The sequence below is a fragment of the Collimonas sp. GW821-FHT02H07 genome (assembly GCF_059421505.1).
The window spans coordinates 551,392-567,169 of sequence record NZ_JBWKVC010000002.1 but is presented as its reverse complement, the minus strand read 5'-3'; the positions used below and the strand labels follow the sequence as shown (position 1 = coordinate 567,169).

Below are 15,778 nucleotides of genomic sequence, written 5' to 3'. Positions count from 1 at the left end.
TCACGCGTGGGCACAGGTGCCCACCCTACGCAGCGATAGATAAACAAATTTGTCGGAACCAGGAGTATGTGATGAATCAGCTTAACGAACTCGACTACGGCACTCCCGCCAAAACAGCTGCCCAGCTGGTGATCCTCGAAATCGACGGCGTCAATGTCGAAGTCGCCGCCGGCACTTCGGTCATGCGGGCCGCGGTCGAAGCCGGCATCAATGTCCCCAAGCTGTGCGCCACCGACAGCCTGGAACCGTTCGGTTCCTGCCGCCTGTGCCTGGTGGAAATCGACGGCCGGAAAGGCTACCCGGCTTCCTGCACCACGCCGTGCGAGCCCGGCATGAAGGTGCGCACGCAGACGCCGAAGCTGGCCGATATCCGGCGCGGCGTCATGGAACTCTACATCTCCGACCATCCGCTCGACTGCCTGACCTGTCCCACCAACGGCAATTGCGAATTGCAGGACATGGCCGGCGTCACTGGCCTGCGCGAAGTGCGCTATGGTTATGAAGGCGAGAACCACCTGAAGATGAAGAAGGATGAATCGAATCCTTACTTCACTTACGATCCCTCCAAATGCATCGTCTGCAACCGCTGCGTGCGCGCCTGCGAGGAAACCCAGGGCACCTTCGCGCTGACCATAGACGGCCGCGGCTTCGAATCGCGCGTCTCGGCAGGGCAGATGCAGGATTTCATGGATTCCGAATGCGTCTCCTGCGGCGCCTGCGTGCAGGCTTGCCCGACCGCCACCCTGACCGAGAAGACCGTGATCATGCTGGGCCAGGCCGAACATAGCGCGATCACTACCTGCGCCTATTGCGGCGTCGGCTGTTCGTTCAAGGCCGAGATGAAGGGCAACCAGGTGGTGCGCATGGTGCCGCACAAGGATGGCCAGGCGAACCATGGCCACTCCTGCGTCAAGGGCCGTTTCGCCTGGGGCTATGCGACTCACAAGGACCGCATCACCAAGCCTATGATACGCAGCAAGATCACCGATCCGTGGCGCGAAGTGTCGTGGGATGAAGCGCTCACATATGCAGCGGGCGAATTCCGCCGCATCCAGGCCAAATACGGCAAGGATTCGATAGGCGGCATTACCTCGTCCCGTTGCACCAATGAAGAAACCTATCTGGTGCAAAAGCTGGTGCGGGCCGCGTTCGGCAACAATAACGTCGATACCTGCGCCCGGGTTTGCCATTCGCCTACCGGCTACGGCCTCAAGCAGACGCTGGGCGAGTCGGCCGGCACCCAGACCTTCGATTCGGTCATGCAGGCCGATGTGATCATGGTCATCGGCGCCAATCCGGTCGCCGCGCATCCGGTGTTCGCCTCGCAAATGAAGCGCCGCCTGCGTCAGGGCGCGCAGCTGATCGTGGTCGATCCGCGCACTACCGAGATGGTCAGGTCGCCGCATGTGCAGGCGGCTTATCACCTCAAGCTGCGTCCAGGCACCAATGTCGCCCTGATCACCGCGCTGGCGCATGTGATCCTGTCGGAAGGCTTGGAAAAGCCGGATTTCGTCGCCGAGCGCTGCGACCAGAAATCGTATGCCGACTGGAAGGAATTCGTGCTGCGGCCGGAGAATTCGCCGGAAGCCATGGCGGAAGTCACCGGCGTGCCGGCGGAGCAGCTGCGCGGCGCCGCGCGCTTGTACGCCAGCGCCGCCAACGGCGCCATCTACTACGGCCTCGGCGTCACCGAACATGCGCAAGGTTCGACCATGGTGATCGGCATCGCCAACCTGGCGATGGCGACCGGCAATGTCGGCCGCGAAGGCGTCGGCGTCAATCCGCTGCGCGGCCAGAACAATGTGCAGGGCTCCTGCGACATGGGTTCCTTCCCGCACGAACTGCCAGGTTATCGCCACGTCTCCGACAGCACTGTGCGCGGCGAGTTTGAACAGGTCTGGGGCGTCACGCTCAGTCCGGAACCGGGCCTGCGCATTCCGAACATGTTCGATGCCGCGCTGGATGGCAGTTTCATGGGGCTCTACTGCGAAGGCGAAGACATCGTCCAGTCGGACCCGAATACGCAGCACGTTACCGCCGCCATGGCGGCGATGGAATGCATCGTCGTGCAAGATTTATTTCTCAACGAGACCGCCAAATACGCGCATGTGTTCCTGCCCGGTTCCTCGTTCCTGGAAAAGGACGGTACTTTCACCAACGCCGAACGGCGCATCTCGCGGGTGCGCAAGGTGATGCCGGCCAAGGCCGGGAAATCGGACTGGGAAGTGACCGTGGCGTTGTCCAACGCGCTGGGCTATCCGATGAACTACAGCCATCCATCGCAGATCATGGACGAGATCGCGGCCCTGACGCCGACCTTCCACGGCGTCAGCTACGCCAAGCTGGAGCAGGCCGGCAGCCTGCAATGGCCGTGCAACGACAAGGCGCCGCAAGGCACGCCTATCATGCATATCGGCCAGTTCGTGCGCGGCAAGGGTAAGTTCATCAATACCCAGTACTTCGCCACCGATGAAAAGGTGACGCTGAAATTCCCGCTGATCCTGACCACCGGCCGCATCCTGTCGCAATATAATGTCGGCGCCCAGACGCGCCGCACCGAGAACGTCGAGTGGCACAGCGAAGACCGGCTGGAAATCCATCCGCATGACGCCGAGGACCGCGGCATCAAGGACGACGACTGGGTCGGGATCGAATCGCGCGCCGGCCAGACCGTGCTGCGGGCGACGGTGACCGAGCGGGTGCAGCCGGGTGTGGTTTACACTACCTTCCACTTCCCGGAATCGGGCGCCAACGTAATCACCACCGACAATTCGGACTGGGCCACCAATTGCCCGGAATACAAAGTGACCGCGGTACAGGTGCTGCCGGTCAGCCAGCCGTCCGCATGGCAGAAGCAGTTCAGCCGCTTTACCGAGCAGCAGCTGAAACTGCTGCAAGGGCAGCCGGAACTCGGGACGGAGGCGGTCGTCAGCAAATAACAGTACAGAGGAAAGCACATGGTCTTACCAGAATACGCCAGCAGCACTGAGGTAGCCGTGGAGCGCTGGCGTAACGGCGCTGTCAGCAGCAGCCACGATATGGTGGCAGAAGAAGTGCCGGTGGCGCTGGAGTACAACGGCATCTCGCACGCGGTGATGATGGCCTCGCCGGCCGACCTGGAAGATTTTGCCCTGGGCTTTTCCCTGACTGAAGGAATCTTGCAGGACCGCAGCGAGCTGTTCGACTGTGAGATAGTCAGCGCCGCGGATGGGATCCAGGTGCAGATGCAGATCGCCACGGAGCGGTTTGTGATGCTCAAGGAAAAGCGGCGCAACCTGACCGGCCGCACCGGCTGCGGTCTGTGCGGCGCTGAAACCTTGCAGCAGGCGGTGCGCAAGCCGGCGCCGGTGGTGTCGCATGCGCGCTTTTCCGCGGCGGCGATTTACGCAGCGATGGCGGAGATGCAGAAACGGCAGCATTTGCAGCAGGTCACGGGAGCGACCCACGCTGCGGCCTGGTTGCAAGCGGATGGAAAAATTGCGCTGGTGCGCGAAGACGTCGGCCGCCACAACGCGCTCGATAAATTGATCGGCGGCTTGATGCAATTGGAAGCGAAGCAGGACTTCGCCAGCGGCGCAGTGCTGATCACCAGCCGCGCCAGTTACGAAATGGTGCAGAAGGCGGCCAGCATGGGATGCGGCTTTATCGTCGCGGTCTCGGCGCCGACCGCGCTGGCGATCCGGCTGGCCGAGCAGGCCGGCGTCACCTTGCTGGGTTTCGTGCGGCAGCCGGGCCACGTGGTGTATGCGCATCCGCAGCGTCTGGCGCCAGCTTAGTTTTTAAACGCAGTCTTGCAGCAGAAAAGGTAGACGCAATGAACCTGGAACACCTGGTGAAAATGGCGAATCAGATCGGCGCATTTTTTGACACCATGCCGGACCGTCCGCAAGCCATGACGGACCTGATCGCGCATCTGAAGCGCAGCTGGGAGCCGCGCATGCGGCGTGAACTGTTGGCCTATGTCGACCAGCAGGGCGGCGCCGAGCTGCTGCCGATCGTGCAGGAAGCCATCCGCCTGCACGCCGCCGCCCTCAAATAATTACGGCAGGAACACCATCTGCGACGGGCTGCCCAGTCCGATATAGCGGTCGATGAATTCCAGCTTGCCGCTGTCCTTGTCGATGGCGAACTGGGTGATGTTGTCGCTGCGCTGGTTCAGTGCATACATGAAGCGCCCTTGCGGTCCGATCACGATGCTGCGCGGATAGTCGCCGCGGGTCCAGGTATCTTCCACCCATGTCAGCTTGCCTTCGGCGCCGACTGCAAACTGCGCAATGCTGTTGCGCAAGCGGTTGGCGGCATACACGAAGCGGCCGTCAGGGCTCACGATCAGGCCCGAGGCGAAACTGGTGCCGTGGTAGTTTTCCGGCAAGGTCGAGACCGTATCCTGCTCCTGCAGGGTGCCCTTGGCCTGGTCGAAGCGGTACAGCGTGAGCGTCGACGATTCTTCATTGATCACATACACATACTTGCCGTTGGGATGGAAGACGAAGTGGCGCGGTCCGGCGCCGGCCGAGGATGCCTTGATGAAGGCCGGCGTATTCGGGCTCAGGCGGCCGCTGGCTTGGTCGAAGCGCCATTGGTAGATGCGGTCCAGCCCCAGGTCGGTAGAAAACGCGAACCGGCCGCTGGGGTCGCTGGCGATCATGTGCGCATGCGGGCCGTTATGGTCGCTGGCGGCAAAGCTGCCGATGACTGCCGCTTCCGGTTTGGGCGCGCCCGCGGCGCCGCTGCTTTGCTGCACCGAGGAGGCCGGCTGCAGGCTGCCGTCGCCGTCTATCGGGAACACCGCCACGGAGCCGCCGCCGTAGTTGGCGGCGAACAGATGTTTCCCCTGTGCTGAGAGCGTCACGAAGGCGGGTGTCGCGCCCTGCGAATCCTGTTCATTCAGCTTGCTGAGCGCGCCGTCGGCGCGGTTGACGGCATAGGCCGCCACGCTGCCGTGCTTGCCATCCTTGTAGTTGGCAATCTCGCTCGCCACGTACAAGGTCTTGCCGTCCGCGCCCGCGGTTAGCTGCGCCGGATTGGGCTGGCTGCTGGCGACCCCGACCCGGCTGAGCGCGCCGGACTGGCTATCGACCTTGAACAGATACACCCCTTCGCCATTAGGGTTATATGTCCCGACGTAGGCGAACTGGCTGGCGGTTTGGCTGGGAGTCGCGGGCGTTTCGGCTTGGAGCGGCAGACTGGTCATGGTGAATAGGGCAGTGAGGGCGATGGAAAGCGTCAGCCGGCGGGACGGACGGGAAACTGATACTGGAGTGGGCATATTTTCCTTGATAAGCGGGCATCGCGGACGGACGCTTCGGCGGATTATTTCGATGAATGAATATAGGGTTTTCTAGCCAGAATGGCAATCCGTAAATCCGGCAGCCACGGCGCCAGGAACGGTCTGTCGCTGCTTGTCATGTAACGTAAAATTTCGGACGATCCCGGTTCTCGGCTAGAATGGCGCTCGCGCTGCATGTAAACCGACAGGCAAGGATCAATGGAATTTCAGTTCATCAGTCCCAAAAAGAACGCGCTGGTTTATCTGGTCAAGATCCTGACCGGCGCCCTGATTACCTGGTATGGCTTGCGCGCCCTGGGCTTGCAAGAGCCATACTGGGCCATGATATCGTTGATCATCGTGACCGAGCCGGACATCAACCTGGCCAAGGCCAGCTTCAAGGCGCGCCTGATCAATACCCTGAACGGCTGCGTGGTGGCCTGCCTGGCGCTGGTGCTGTTCGGCCCGGGCTTCCTGTCCTTGCTGATCGCGCTGGCGGTATCGGTGCTGGTCGCCATGCTGTTGCAAAACTATCCTGCCAACTGGCGCCTGGGGCCGGCGACGGTGGTGATCCTGATGTCGGCGGCGATCGGCGGCAAGGGGCTGCACCAGGAACTTGAATATGCGCTATTGCGCGTCGGCGAGGTGATCGCCGGCAGCACCGTGGCATTATTGCAATCATTGGCGTATGGCTTTCTGCTGAAACGACTGGCGCCGGTGAAGACCTGATCACCAAGCGCGAGATTGATTGGCCGAATCTATTGACGTAATTTCCCAAGCCCCACTATAGTGACAAAATGATTTCAGAATTCCACCAATTATCAGAAAAAATAGGCCAGCTGGCCGAGCTGACGCACGCTTTGCGCCGCGAAAACGTCGAACTGCGCCTGCGCGCCAAGGATTTGCAGAGCGAGAGCGAGGACTTGAAGCGCCAGAACGCAGAATTGCAACAGCGGATAGACGAAGCACACCGGCGGGTCGCCGCCTTACTCGAGAAATTTCCTGCATTGCCCCCATCGCCGCAGGACAAGGAGCTTGCATGAGCCAGTTAAGCGTCAACATCATGGGCCAGCCCTATACCCTGTCCTGCAAGGAAGGCGAAGAAAACGCGCTGCAGGAAGCAGTGACTTACCTCGACGGAAAAATGACGGCGATTCGCGACGCCGGCAAGATTCGCGGCAATGACCGCATCGCAGTGATCGCGGCGCTCGGCATTGCTGCTGAATTGTTGAGCAGCAAAGCGCCTTCGGGACCTTTGTCGGAACTGACCGTGTCGGAAGTGAAGCAGAATATTGCGGCGATGCACACGGTGCTGGATGACGCCCTGGCGGCACAGGAAGACCTGTTCTGAGACGACTTGATCCAAGAAAAAAACTTGCGGTTAAGGGTTTGACTTGGAAGTTGTTTGGAGTAGACTACTCACTCCTGCCGTGTTCGCGATTGTCATAAAATCCTTGAACCATTTATACGCACCGGCTGCGGAATATTGTTCGACAGGTGTGAGCGTCGCTAGTCCGATGAGCCCGAAGTTGAACTAACTGCGGCCAACTTGAATCGCTTTGGTTCAGGATGCCGACAAAGCGGCACAGGCGGGACTGAATTCTGAAGCGGTTGCATAACCATGCAGCCGCTTTTTTCGTTTGTGGACTTCTTTCGCGGCCTTCTTTTTGCATTTTTCCAGGAGTGGAAAGAGATCAAATGAATTATTGGCTAATGAAATCCGAGCCGGACGACGCCAGCATCGACGATGTGCTGGGCATGGACGGACAGAAGATCGCCTGGTATGGCGTGCGCAATTATCAAGCGCGCAATTTCATGCGCGACCTGATGAAGGTAGGCGACGGCGTGCTGTTCTACCACTCCGGCTGCGCGGTGCCTGGCATCGCCGGCCTGGCCGAAGTGGCGAGCACGCCTTATCCGGACGACACGCAATTCGATCCCAAGAGTAAATACTTCGATCCCAAGGCCGGGCGCGAAAACCCGCGCTGGATGCTGGTCGACGTCAAGGCGCTCAAGAAAACCCGGCTTATTCCGCTGGCCGAACTGCGCGAGCAGGAAGCCCTGGCCGAGATGCAGATCCTGCGGCGCGGCAACCGGCTCTCCATCACGCCGGTCAGCGCCGCCGAATGGCGTTACATCGGCAAGCTGCTCAAGGCGTAGCGGCGCCCTGTTTAGTGTAGTGTTCGCGCAGCAGGTTTTTTTGCACCTTGCCCATGGTGTTGCGCGGCAGTTCATCGGCGAAGAACACTTGCTTGGGCACCTTGAAGTTGGCGATGCTGGTTTTCATCAGTTCGATGACGCCGGCGGTGGTCAGTGTGGCGTCCGGCCGCTTGACGATGACGGCTGTCACGGCTTCGCCGAAATCGGCGTGCGGGATGCCGATGACCGCTGATTCCAGCACACCGTCGATTTCATCGAGCACGCTTTCGATCTCCTTCGGATAGACGTTGTAGCCGCCGGAAATGATCAAATCCTTGCTGCGGCCAACGATCGCCAGATAGCCTTCGCTATCGAACTTGCCGACATCGCCGGTCTTGAAATAGCCGTCGTCGGTGAACTCCTCCGCGGTCTTTTCCGGCATGCGCCAGTATCCCTGGAACACATTCGGGCCTTTCACCTGGATATCGCCGATTTCGCCGGCGCCGCACAGCTTGCTGCCGCCGTCGCTGCCGGTGACGGCCAGGCGCAGCGAGACGCCCGGCAAGGGCAGGCCGACAGTGCCGCCGCGCCGCTCCCGGTCGTAGGGGTTGGACGTCAGCATGGCGGTCTCGCTCATGCCGTAGCGTTCCAGTATGGTGTGGCCGGTGCGCGCGGCGAATTCGGCAAAGGTGTCTGCCAGCAAAGGCGCCGAACCGGAAATGAACAGGCGGATATTGCGGCAGGCGTGGCGCTCGAATCCCTTGTCGGCCAGCAGACGCACATAGTAGGTCGGTACGCCCATGAAGATGGTGCTGCGCGGCAGCTGGCGGCAGACTTCGGCGGCGTCGAATTTCGGCAGGAAGATCATCTTGCTGCCATTCAGCAAGGCGCCGTTGGCCGCGACCAGCAAGCCGTGGATATGGAACAGCGGCAGGGCATGCAGCAGGACGTCGCCGGCTTGCCAGTGCCAGTACTGCTGCAGCACCTTGGCGTTCGACGCGATATTGCCGTGCGAAAGCATGGCGCCCTTGCTGCGTCCAGTGGTCCCGGAGGTATACAAAATGACGGCGAGGTCGTCGGCCTGCTTTTCCACGGTCTCGAAATGGTCCGGGAAATGCATGGCGCGCGCCAGCAGCGAGCCGGAATTTCGGCCTTGGCTGCCGCTGCTGATTTCATCCAGCGTGAACAAGTGCCGGGTGCCGGCCTTGAAGGCGATCTGCGCCACCCAGCCGAAATTCTTCGGCGAGCAGACGAACACGGCCGGTTCGGCATCGCCGATGAAGTATTCGATCTCCGCACTGCGATAGGCAGTATTCAGCGGCAGGTAGACAAAACCGGCGCGCAGCGTCGCCAGGTACAGTATCAGGGCTTCCGGCGACTTCTCGACCTGCACTGCAATCCGCGCGCCGCTCGGCAGGCCCAGGCTGCTGAACAGGTTGGCGATGCGGGCGGACGCGCGCTCGACATCGCCCCAGGTGTAGTACTGGCCATCATGGGTTTCAATGCAGCAGGCGGTTTTGTCGGCAGGGAAGTGCGACGCGAAAAGAGCGTAGAGATTGGCAGTCATGGCGGTGCAGGAAAAAGACGTTCGGCAAACGCCGCCGGCGCTGTCCCGGCAAGCGGGAACAGCCGGCGGCTTCGTGTGTCAGGTCGAGGCAGGGCTGGCGGTCTTGACCGGCGGTGCATCGGCCGCGCCGGCATACTTGCGCGGATGGCGGTAAGCGATGAACAGCAAGACGATCCCGAGCACGATCATCGGCACCGACAGCATCTGCCCGGCGGAAATCGTGATGCCGCCGAAGCTGACGTTGTAGTCCGGCACGCGGAAGTATTCGGTGAAGAAGCGGGCGCAGCCGTACAGCAGCGAGAACATGCCGGCCACCGCCATGCGCGGCCGCGGCTTGCGCGAGAACAGCCAGAGAATGACGAACAGCAGGATGCCATCAACCAGCATCTGGTAGATCGGCGACGGATGGCGCGGCAGGTTATCCACGTTGGGCCAGATCATGGCCCACGGCAGCGACGGGTCGGACACCACGCGGCCCGGCAGTTCGCCGTTGATGAAATTGCCGAGACGGCCGGCAGCGTAGCCCAGCGGCACCATGGGCGCGATGAAGTCCATGATGTCCATCAGGTTGCGGCCAGCCTTGCGGCCCCACAATGCCATGGCGATCAGGACGCCGATAAAGCCGCCGTGGAAGGACATGCCGCCCTTCCATACTGCAATGATTTCCGCCGGGTGCGAAAAATAGTAGGACGGATCGTAAAAGAACACCTGGCCCAGGCGGCCGCCGATCACCACCCCCAGCACGCCGTAGAACAGCATGTCGTCGATATCTTCCTTTTTCCAGCCGACCGCGGCGATATGCGGCTGCCTGATGCGGATGCGGCCGACCCAGATGAACTGGATGAAGGCCAGCAGATACATCAGTCCGTACCAGCGCACGTGCAGCGGGCCCAGAGAGAAGGCTATCGGATCAGGCAAGGGATGAATCAGCATGTTCTATTTCTTTCTTAATAATTCCAAAAAGGCTTGCAATACAGGCGAAGCATTATCGCGGCGCCAGGCCAGCCCGGTCTCTACCAGCGGCGTCTGGTCTTGCAATTCGTGATAGTCGACCCCCGGGCGTTGCAGGTTCGACACCGATTGTGGCACAAGCGCGATCCCCATGCCAGCCGACACCAGGCCAACGATGGTTTGCATCTGGATCGCTTCCTGGCCGATGTGCGGGGCGACGCCGGCAGCGCGGAAACAGCCCAGGATGGTGTCATGCAAGCCGGGCGAGATGCGGCGCGGGAAAATAATCAGGGGCATGTCCGCCAGGCTGCTCAGCGCAATCCTGCCTTTGCCGCGCAGCGCCTTGAGGCCGCTGGGCGCCGCCAGCATCAGCGGTTCGGACAGCACCGGCTGATAGTCCAGCACCAGCCTGGCCTTGTCCGGCAAGGGCGGAATCAGCAGGCCGGCGTCGATGCGGCCTTCCATCAGCTGCGCCAGCTGCAGGTCGCTGGTGGCTTCCTGCAGGTCGATCTGCACTTGCGGATAGGCTTCGCGGAAAGCTCGCAGCAAAGGCGGCAGGATGCTGTAGTCGGCAGTGGATACGAAGGATAGCGCAAGCAGTCCGGATTCACCGGAAGCGGCGCGCCTGACCAGGTCGGGCAGGGCAGCGGCCTGCTGCAGCAGGCGCTGCGCTTCCGGCAGCAGCGCCTGACCGGCCGGAGTCAGCGCGACGCTGCGCTTGGTGCGCGCGAACAGGGCGGCGCCGAGACTGGCTTCGAGCGCCTGTATGGTCTGGGACAAAGGCGGCTGCGTCATATGCAGCCGCAGCGCGGCGCGGCCGAAATGCCTTTCTTCCGCCACCGCCACGAAATAGCGCAGTTGCCGCAGCTCTATGTTCATTTATCGCCATCCAATAAAAAAGCCGGAGAGAAGCCGGCTTTTTGTTTTCCATTACGCGACTGCCGCGCAGTCTCAGCGGCCGGGACGTTTATGCTTGTCGAAGGTTTTCTTGACGCGTTCTTTCTTGATTTTTTCGATTTCTTCATGGGCCTTGCGCTTGTCAAGGCCGAACATGCGCTCGAGAAATTCGAACCAGATGAAAGCCACCGCCATCAGGCCTGCGATCCACCACCAGGACATATTGGTGAAAAACGAACCGATTTCGAAGTATTTTAACGCTATTAATGAAACGATAATGATAATCAGTGGCATGGCATTCCCTTTTCTTTGCGGAAAGGATAGGGCGAAAGATGCTTGTGGTCAACGGATGTCGCTCTGATATGTTGAATCCCTGATGTAGGTAGGTGTTTGCGGGATATGAGACAATGCGCAGGGGCAGGTAAAATGGTGTCACATTTTTTTGACGGAGATAAGAATGAAACGTTTGTTGATCTGTGCGTTGCTGGGTGCAATGGCATCGGGTTCTGCACTGGCTGACGCCGGTCTGGATCTGGCGAAGTCGAAGAACTGCCTGGCGTGCCATGCGGTGCAAAACAAGGTCGTCGGACCGGCATACAAAGACGTTGCGGCGAAATTCGCCGCCCAGAAAGGCGCCGAAGACATGCTGGTGCAAAAAGTCTTGAAGGGCAGCACCGGCACCTGGGGCGCCATCCCGATGCCAGCCAATCCGCAAGTCAGCGAAGCCGAAGCGCATACGCTGGTGAAATGGATTCTGTCGCAGAAGTAAGGAGGCGGCAGCAGCACGGTCCGGCATTGCGGCAGGCAATGCCGACAAGAAAAGCGCTCACATGTGGGCGCTTTTTTACGCCCGCCAATTCGGCTGCAATAAAAAAGCGTCCCGCAGGACGCTTTTCAGGATGGCCGGGAAAGCCTTATTTGGTCACAGCCAGCTGGCTGCGCATGGCGCCGCGGTAAGTGTACAAGGTGATGGTGCCGTCCTTGATGTCGCCCTTGGCGTCAAACGCGATCATGCCGGTCACGCCCTGGTGCTGGATCTTCGCCAGTTCGGGCAGGTATTTCTTCGGATCGGCCGATTTGGCTTTTTGCATCGCATCCGCCATGGTCATCAGGGCATCGTAGGTATACGGCGCATAGATCACGACATCCTTGCCATACTTGATCTTGTATGCGGTCTTGTAGGCGTCCAAGGCTTTTTTGGCCGACTCTTCCACCCCGCCCGCTTCCGCGCAGATCACCTGGTCGTTGCTGATGCCGTCTCCGGCCAGTTTCGGCAGGTCGGAGGTGCAGATGGCGTCGCCGCCCATGAATTTGGCCTTGATGCCGAGCTGTTTCATCTGGCGCAGCATCGGGCCGGCGCCGGCGTCCAGGCCGCCGAAGAATATGACGTCAGGCTTCTTTGCCTTGAACGAAGTCAGGATGGCGTTGAAGTCGGTCGCCTTGTCGTTGGTGAACTGGGTGGCGACGATGGTCATGCCGGCCGCTTTTGCCGCCTTGCTGAACTCTTCCGCCAGGCCCTGGCCGTAGGCGGTGCGGTCGTCGATCACCGCTGCGGTCTTGGCATGCAGTGTGCTGGCCGCATAACGGCCCAGGGCGCCGCCCAGCTGGCTGTCGTTGGCGACTACGCGGAAAGTGGTGTTGAAGCCTTGCTGGGTATATTTCGCGCTGGTGGTCGAAGGCGAAATCTGCGGAATGCCAGCATCGAAATAAATCTTCGAGGCAGGAATCGAAGTGCCGGAATTGACGTGGCCGATGACGCCGGCGACCTTGGCGTCGACCAGCTTCTGCGCCACGGCGGTGGCCTGTTTCGGATCGGATGCGTCGTCTTCCGCCATCAGCACGAAGCGGGTCTTCTTGCCGTCCAGCGTGATGCCCTGGGCGTTCAGCACTTCGATCGCCATGCGGGCGCCGTTTTCATTGTCCTTGCCGATATGGGCGATAGGGCCGGTGATCGGACCGACGTGGGCGATCTTGACCACTTGTTCTTGCGCATGTGCGGAAGCGGCCAGGGACAAGGCGATGGCGGCAGCCAATGGCATCATTTTAGTAGTGTGCACCAGATTTCCTCCTAAGGATTTGCGACGGTATTATTAAAAATGCAGTTTTTAGACAGCCGGCTTTTGCAAGTAGTTCGGACTGTCTTGAGGGAGTTAAACGTTACAACAAACCAGGGGCAGCGCAAAGGGCATTTCTATGCTTTTTTATCAATTCGGCAGAATGATATGCGTAAGGTGCTGGTTCGGCGGAAACAAAAAGCATGAAAAAAGCGCCCCGGCCTTGCGGGCGGGGCGCTTCTGCAAAGATGCCGCGATGGTTTATTTGGTCACGGTCAGCAAGGTCCGCTTGCCATCCTTGTAGGTGTACAGGGTCAGCGTGCCGTCCTTGATGTCCCCCTTGGCGTCGAAAGCGATCATGCCGGTCACGCCCTTGTGATGGATCTTCGCCAGTTCCGGCAGATATTTTTTCGGATCGGCGGAGTTGGCTTTCTGCATCGCTTCCGCCATAGCCATCACCGAATCGTAGGAGTAGGGCGCGTACAGTTTCACTTCGGTGCCGTACTTCTTCAGGAAGGCCGCCTTGAAATCGTCCAGGCCCTTCTTGCCCGACTCTTCGACGCCGCCCGCTTCCGCGCACACCACCTGGTCATTGGTCAGGCCGTCGCCGGCCAGCTTGCCCAGCTCTGCCGTGCACATGCCGTCGCCGCCCATGAACTTGGCCTTGATGCCGAGCGCCTTCATCTGGCGCAGCATCGGGCCGGCTACCGCATCCATGCCGCCGAAGAAGATCACGTCCGGATTCTTGGCCTTGATCGAGGTCAGGATGGCGTTGAAATCGGTCGCCTTGTCGTTGGTGAACTGGGTTGCCACGATGTTGACGCCGGCAGCCTTGGCGCCCTTGGCGAATTCCTGCGCCACGCCTTGGCCGTAGGCGGTGCGGTCATCGATGACGGCGATATTCTTGGCATGCAGCGCAGTCGCGGCATAGCGGCCCAGGGTGCCGCCCAGCTGGCCGTCGTTGGCGACTACCCGGAACACGCTGTTGAAGCCTTGCTGCGTGTATTTCGGGCTGGTGGCCGCCGGTGAAATCTGCGGGATGCCGGCATCGTAGTAAATCTTCGATGCCGGGATGGTGGTGCCGGAATTCAGGTGGCCGATGACGCCGTCGATCTTGGCGTCGACCAGTTTCTGTGCCGCTGCCGTGCCTTGCTTGGGATCGGAAGCATCGTCTTCCGCCAGCAGCACGAATTTGATTTTCTTGCCGCCCAGGGTGACGCCCTTGGCGTTCAGTTCTTCGACCGCCATCTTGGCGCCGTTTTCCATATCCTTGCCGAGATGGGCCGATGGGCCTGTCACCGGGCCGACATGGCCGATCTTGACGACTTGCTCTTCTGCATGGGCTGCGCCGGCAGCGCTCATGGCCAATGCGATTGCTGCAACCAACGGCAACATCTTGTTCTTCATCTGCACGTGTTTCCTCCTAAGGATTTGATAAGGTCAATGAAAGCTTTCCGGCCCGATAGCGCGGAGCATGTAAACGTTACAACAGAAAAAAATCTTCTCAAAGACTTTTAGACAATATCCTTGCACCCGATGAGGAGATTGCAGCGTGCCGCGCACCGCCGGATTGCATGCGGCGGCAACCGCTGGCGGAGAGGGAGAGAGCCGCGCCGGAAGCATCCGGGCAGGCAAAAAAAAAAGCGCCCCGGAAACCGGAGCGCTTTCTATGAGCTGTGTGCGACGATTATTTTGTCACGGTCAGCAGAGTGCGTTTGCCGTCTTTGTATGTGTACAAAGTCAGCGAACCGTCCTTGATGTCGCCCTTAGGATCGAAGGAGATTTCGCCGGTCACGCCCTTGTAGTGGATCTTGGCCAGTTCAGGCAGGTATTTCTTTGGATCCGAGGAACCGGCTTTTTCCATTGCCGCCACCATCGCCATCAGCGCATCGTACTCGTACGGTGCGTAGATCACGACTTCCTGGTTGAAACGTTTCTGGTAAGCAGCCTTGAAGGCTTCCAGCGCGGCCTTGCCTGCATCCGGCACACCGCCGGCTTCAGCGCAAACTACCTGGTCGTCTTTCAAGCCGGCGCCAGCCAGCTTGGCCAGCTCAGTGGTGCACAGGCCGTCGCCGCCCATGAACTTGGCCTTGATGCCCAGCTGGTCCATCTGACGCAGCATCGGGCCGCCGACTGCATCCATGCCGCCGAAGAAAATCAGGTCGGGGTTCTTGGATTTGATCGAGGTCAGAATCGCGTTGAAATCGGTAGCCTTATCGTTGGTGTATTGCTTTGCAACGATAGTGCCGCCGGCTTTCGTGACGCTCTTGGCGAACTCTTCTGCTACCCCTTGGCCGTAGGCGGTACGGTCATCGATGACGGCGATGTTCTTTGCCTTCAGCGTATTGATGGCATAGCGACCCAGGGTGCCGCCCAGTTGGCCGTCGTTGGCCACCACGCGGAACGCGGTGTTGAAGCCTTGCTGGGTGTACTTAGGATTGGTTGCGGACGGCGAGATTTGCGGAATGCCTGCATCGTAATAAATCTTGGAGGCCGGGATGGTGGTGCCGGAATTCATATGGCCGATAATGCCTTTGACCTTGGCGTCCACCAGTTTTTGGGCAACGGCAGTGCCTTGCTTCGGATCGGAAGCGTCATCCTCGGAAGCCAACACGAATTTCACTGCCTTGCCGCCGATCTTGACTCCCTTGGCGTTCAGTTCCTCGATCGCCATGGTAGCGCCGTTTTCATTGTCCTTGCCGATGTGGGCGTTGGGACCCGTGAGCGGGCTGACCTGGCCGATGGTGACGACTTCTTGTGCCGAAACCGGGCCTGCAAAAGCGAAAGCCATTGCAATTGCGCCAGCCAACGGAATCATTTTGATCTTGTTCTGCATGAATATCCTCCTGAGGATTTAAAATAAAACAATCTAGTTACAGTTTCACCGTCCGCTGCTTATTT

General features: G+C 60.0%; 16 protein-coding genes and 1 other RNA gene. 9 read left to right on the top strand and 8 right to left on the bottom strand.

Annotated elements, in window-relative coordinates; genetic code table 11:
* Positions 1–71 precede the first annotated feature (71 nt).
* From fdhF to AC07V8_RS05730, 3 genes are read left to right on the top strand one after another with little or no spacing between them, the layout of a single operon-like run.
* A complete protein-coding gene (gene fdhF / locus AC07V8_RS05740) occupies positions 72–2,939 on the top strand; it encodes a formate dehydrogenase subunit alpha (RefSeq protein ID WP_494677682.1) in 2,868 nt (955 codons plus the stop codon).
* An 18-nt stretch (positions 2,940–2,957) separates the two neighbouring features.
* Positions 2,958–3,776: a formate dehydrogenase accessory sulfurtransferase FdhD gene (fdhD, locus tag AC07V8_RS05735; protein ID WP_494677681.1), complete on the top strand. Its 819-nt coding sequence runs from the start codon at positions 2,958–2,960 to the stop codon at positions 3,774–3,776.
* A 38-nt stretch (positions 3,777–3,814) separates the two neighbouring features.
* Positions 3,815–4,039, top strand: coding sequence for a formate dehydrogenase subunit delta (locus AC07V8_RS05730; RefSeq protein WP_211472450.1), 225 nt, complete (start codon positions 3,815–3,817; stop codon positions 4,037–4,039).
* On the opposite strand, the gene AC07V8_RS05725 is transcribed toward AC07V8_RS05730, so the two are convergent.
* A complete protein-coding gene (locus AC07V8_RS05725; RefSeq protein WP_494677680.1) occupies positions 4,040–5,269 on the bottom strand; it encodes a lactonase family protein in 1,230 nt (409 codons plus the stop codon).
* Between the two features lie 219 nt (positions 5,270–5,488).
* Between AC07V8_RS05725 and AC07V8_RS05720 the strand changes: the two genes are divergently transcribed.
* The 5 genes from AC07V8_RS05720 (at position 5,489) to AC07V8_RS05700 (ending at position 7,429) form a co-directional block, all read left to right on the top strand.
* Positions 5,489–5,998 (top strand): FUSC family protein, encoded by a 510-nt coding sequence (locus AC07V8_RS05720; protein WP_098495616.1) that lies wholly within the window; start codon positions 5,489–5,491, stop codon positions 5,996–5,998.
* 68 nt (positions 5,999–6,066) lie between these two features.
* A complete protein-coding gene (zapB, locus tag AC07V8_RS05715) occupies positions 6,067–6,312 on the top strand; it encodes a cell division protein ZapB (protein WP_494677679.1) in 246 nt (81 codons plus the stop codon).
* Positions 6,309–6,620 (top strand): cell division protein ZapA, encoded by a 312-nt coding sequence (locus AC07V8_RS05710; RefSeq protein ID WP_098495618.1) that lies wholly within the window; start codon positions 6,309–6,311, stop codon positions 6,618–6,620. Before zapB ends, AC07V8_RS05710 begins: the two co-directional genes overlap by 4 nt.
* Before the next feature lie 68 nt (positions 6,621–6,688).
* A non-coding RNA gene (ssrS, locus tag AC07V8_RS05705) (6S RNA) lies at positions 6,689–6,869 on the top strand.
* A 98-nt stretch (positions 6,870–6,967) separates the two neighbouring features.
* Positions 6,968–7,429 (top strand): EVE domain-containing protein, encoded by a 462-nt coding sequence (locus tag AC07V8_RS05700; protein WP_494677678.1) that lies wholly within the window; start codon positions 6,968–6,970, stop codon positions 7,427–7,429.
* Here the strand turns inward: AC07V8_RS05700 and AC07V8_RS05695 are convergent.
* The 4 genes from AC07V8_RS05695 to AC07V8_RS05680 form a co-directional block, all read right to left on the bottom strand.
* Positions 7,419–8,975, bottom strand: a complete 1,557-nt coding sequence (locus AC07V8_RS05695) for a malonate--CoA ligase (protein ID WP_494677677.1) — start codon at positions 8,973–8,975, stop codon at positions 7,419–7,421. The genes AC07V8_RS05700 and AC07V8_RS05695 overlap by 11 nt on opposite strands.
* 78 nt (positions 8,976–9,053) lie before the next feature.
* Positions 9,054–9,908 carry a prolipoprotein diacylglyceryl transferase gene (gene lgt / locus AC07V8_RS05690; RefSeq protein WP_494677676.1) on the bottom strand — a complete coding sequence of 285 codons (855 nt, stop codon included), beginning with the start codon at positions 9,906–9,908 and terminating at the stop codon, positions 9,054–9,056.
* Between the two features lie 3 nt (positions 9,909–9,911).
* Positions 9,912–10,805, bottom strand: a complete 894-nt coding sequence (locus AC07V8_RS05685; RefSeq protein ID WP_494677675.1) for a LysR family transcriptional regulator — start codon at positions 10,803–10,805, stop codon at positions 9,912–9,914.
* Positions 10,806–10,877: 72 nt separating this feature from the next.
* The gene (locus AC07V8_RS05680) at positions 10,878–11,117 is read right to left on the bottom strand and encodes a TIGR04438 family Trp-rich protein (RefSeq protein ID WP_494677674.1); all 240 of its coding nucleotides are present in this window, start codon (positions 11,115–11,117) and stop codon (positions 10,878–10,880) included.
* A 163-nt stretch (positions 11,118–11,280) separates the two neighbouring features.
* Here AC07V8_RS05680 and AC07V8_RS05675 point away from each other — a divergent pair, with 163 nt between their 5' ends.
* Positions 11,281–11,592: a c-type cytochrome gene (locus AC07V8_RS05675; RefSeq protein ID WP_494677673.1), complete on the top strand. Its 312-nt coding sequence runs from the start codon at positions 11,281–11,283 to the stop codon at positions 11,590–11,592.
* A gap of 145 nt (positions 11,593–11,737) precedes the next feature.
* Here AC07V8_RS05675 and AC07V8_RS05670 read toward each other — a convergent pair whose 3' ends face one another.
* The 3 genes from AC07V8_RS05670 to AC07V8_RS05660 all read right to left on the bottom strand — a co-directional run bounded on the left by AC07V8_RS05670 (position 11,738) and on the right by AC07V8_RS05660 (position 15,713).
* Positions 11,738–12,865 (bottom strand): branched-chain amino acid ABC transporter substrate-binding protein, encoded by a 1,128-nt coding sequence (locus tag AC07V8_RS05670; RefSeq protein WP_494677764.1) that lies wholly within the window; start codon positions 12,863–12,865, stop codon positions 11,738–11,740.
* Between the two features lie 273 nt (positions 12,866–13,138).
* Positions 13,139–14,284: a branched-chain amino acid ABC transporter substrate-binding protein gene (locus AC07V8_RS05665; protein ID WP_494677672.1), complete on the bottom strand. Its 1,146-nt coding sequence runs from the start codon at positions 14,282–14,284 to the stop codon at positions 13,139–13,141.
* A 280-nt stretch (positions 14,285–14,564) separates the two neighbouring features.
* Positions 14,565–15,713: a branched-chain amino acid ABC transporter substrate-binding protein gene (locus AC07V8_RS05660; RefSeq protein WP_494677671.1), complete on the bottom strand. Its 1,149-nt coding sequence runs from the start codon at positions 15,711–15,713 to the stop codon at positions 14,565–14,567.
* Positions 15,714–15,778 lie beyond the last annotated feature (65 nt).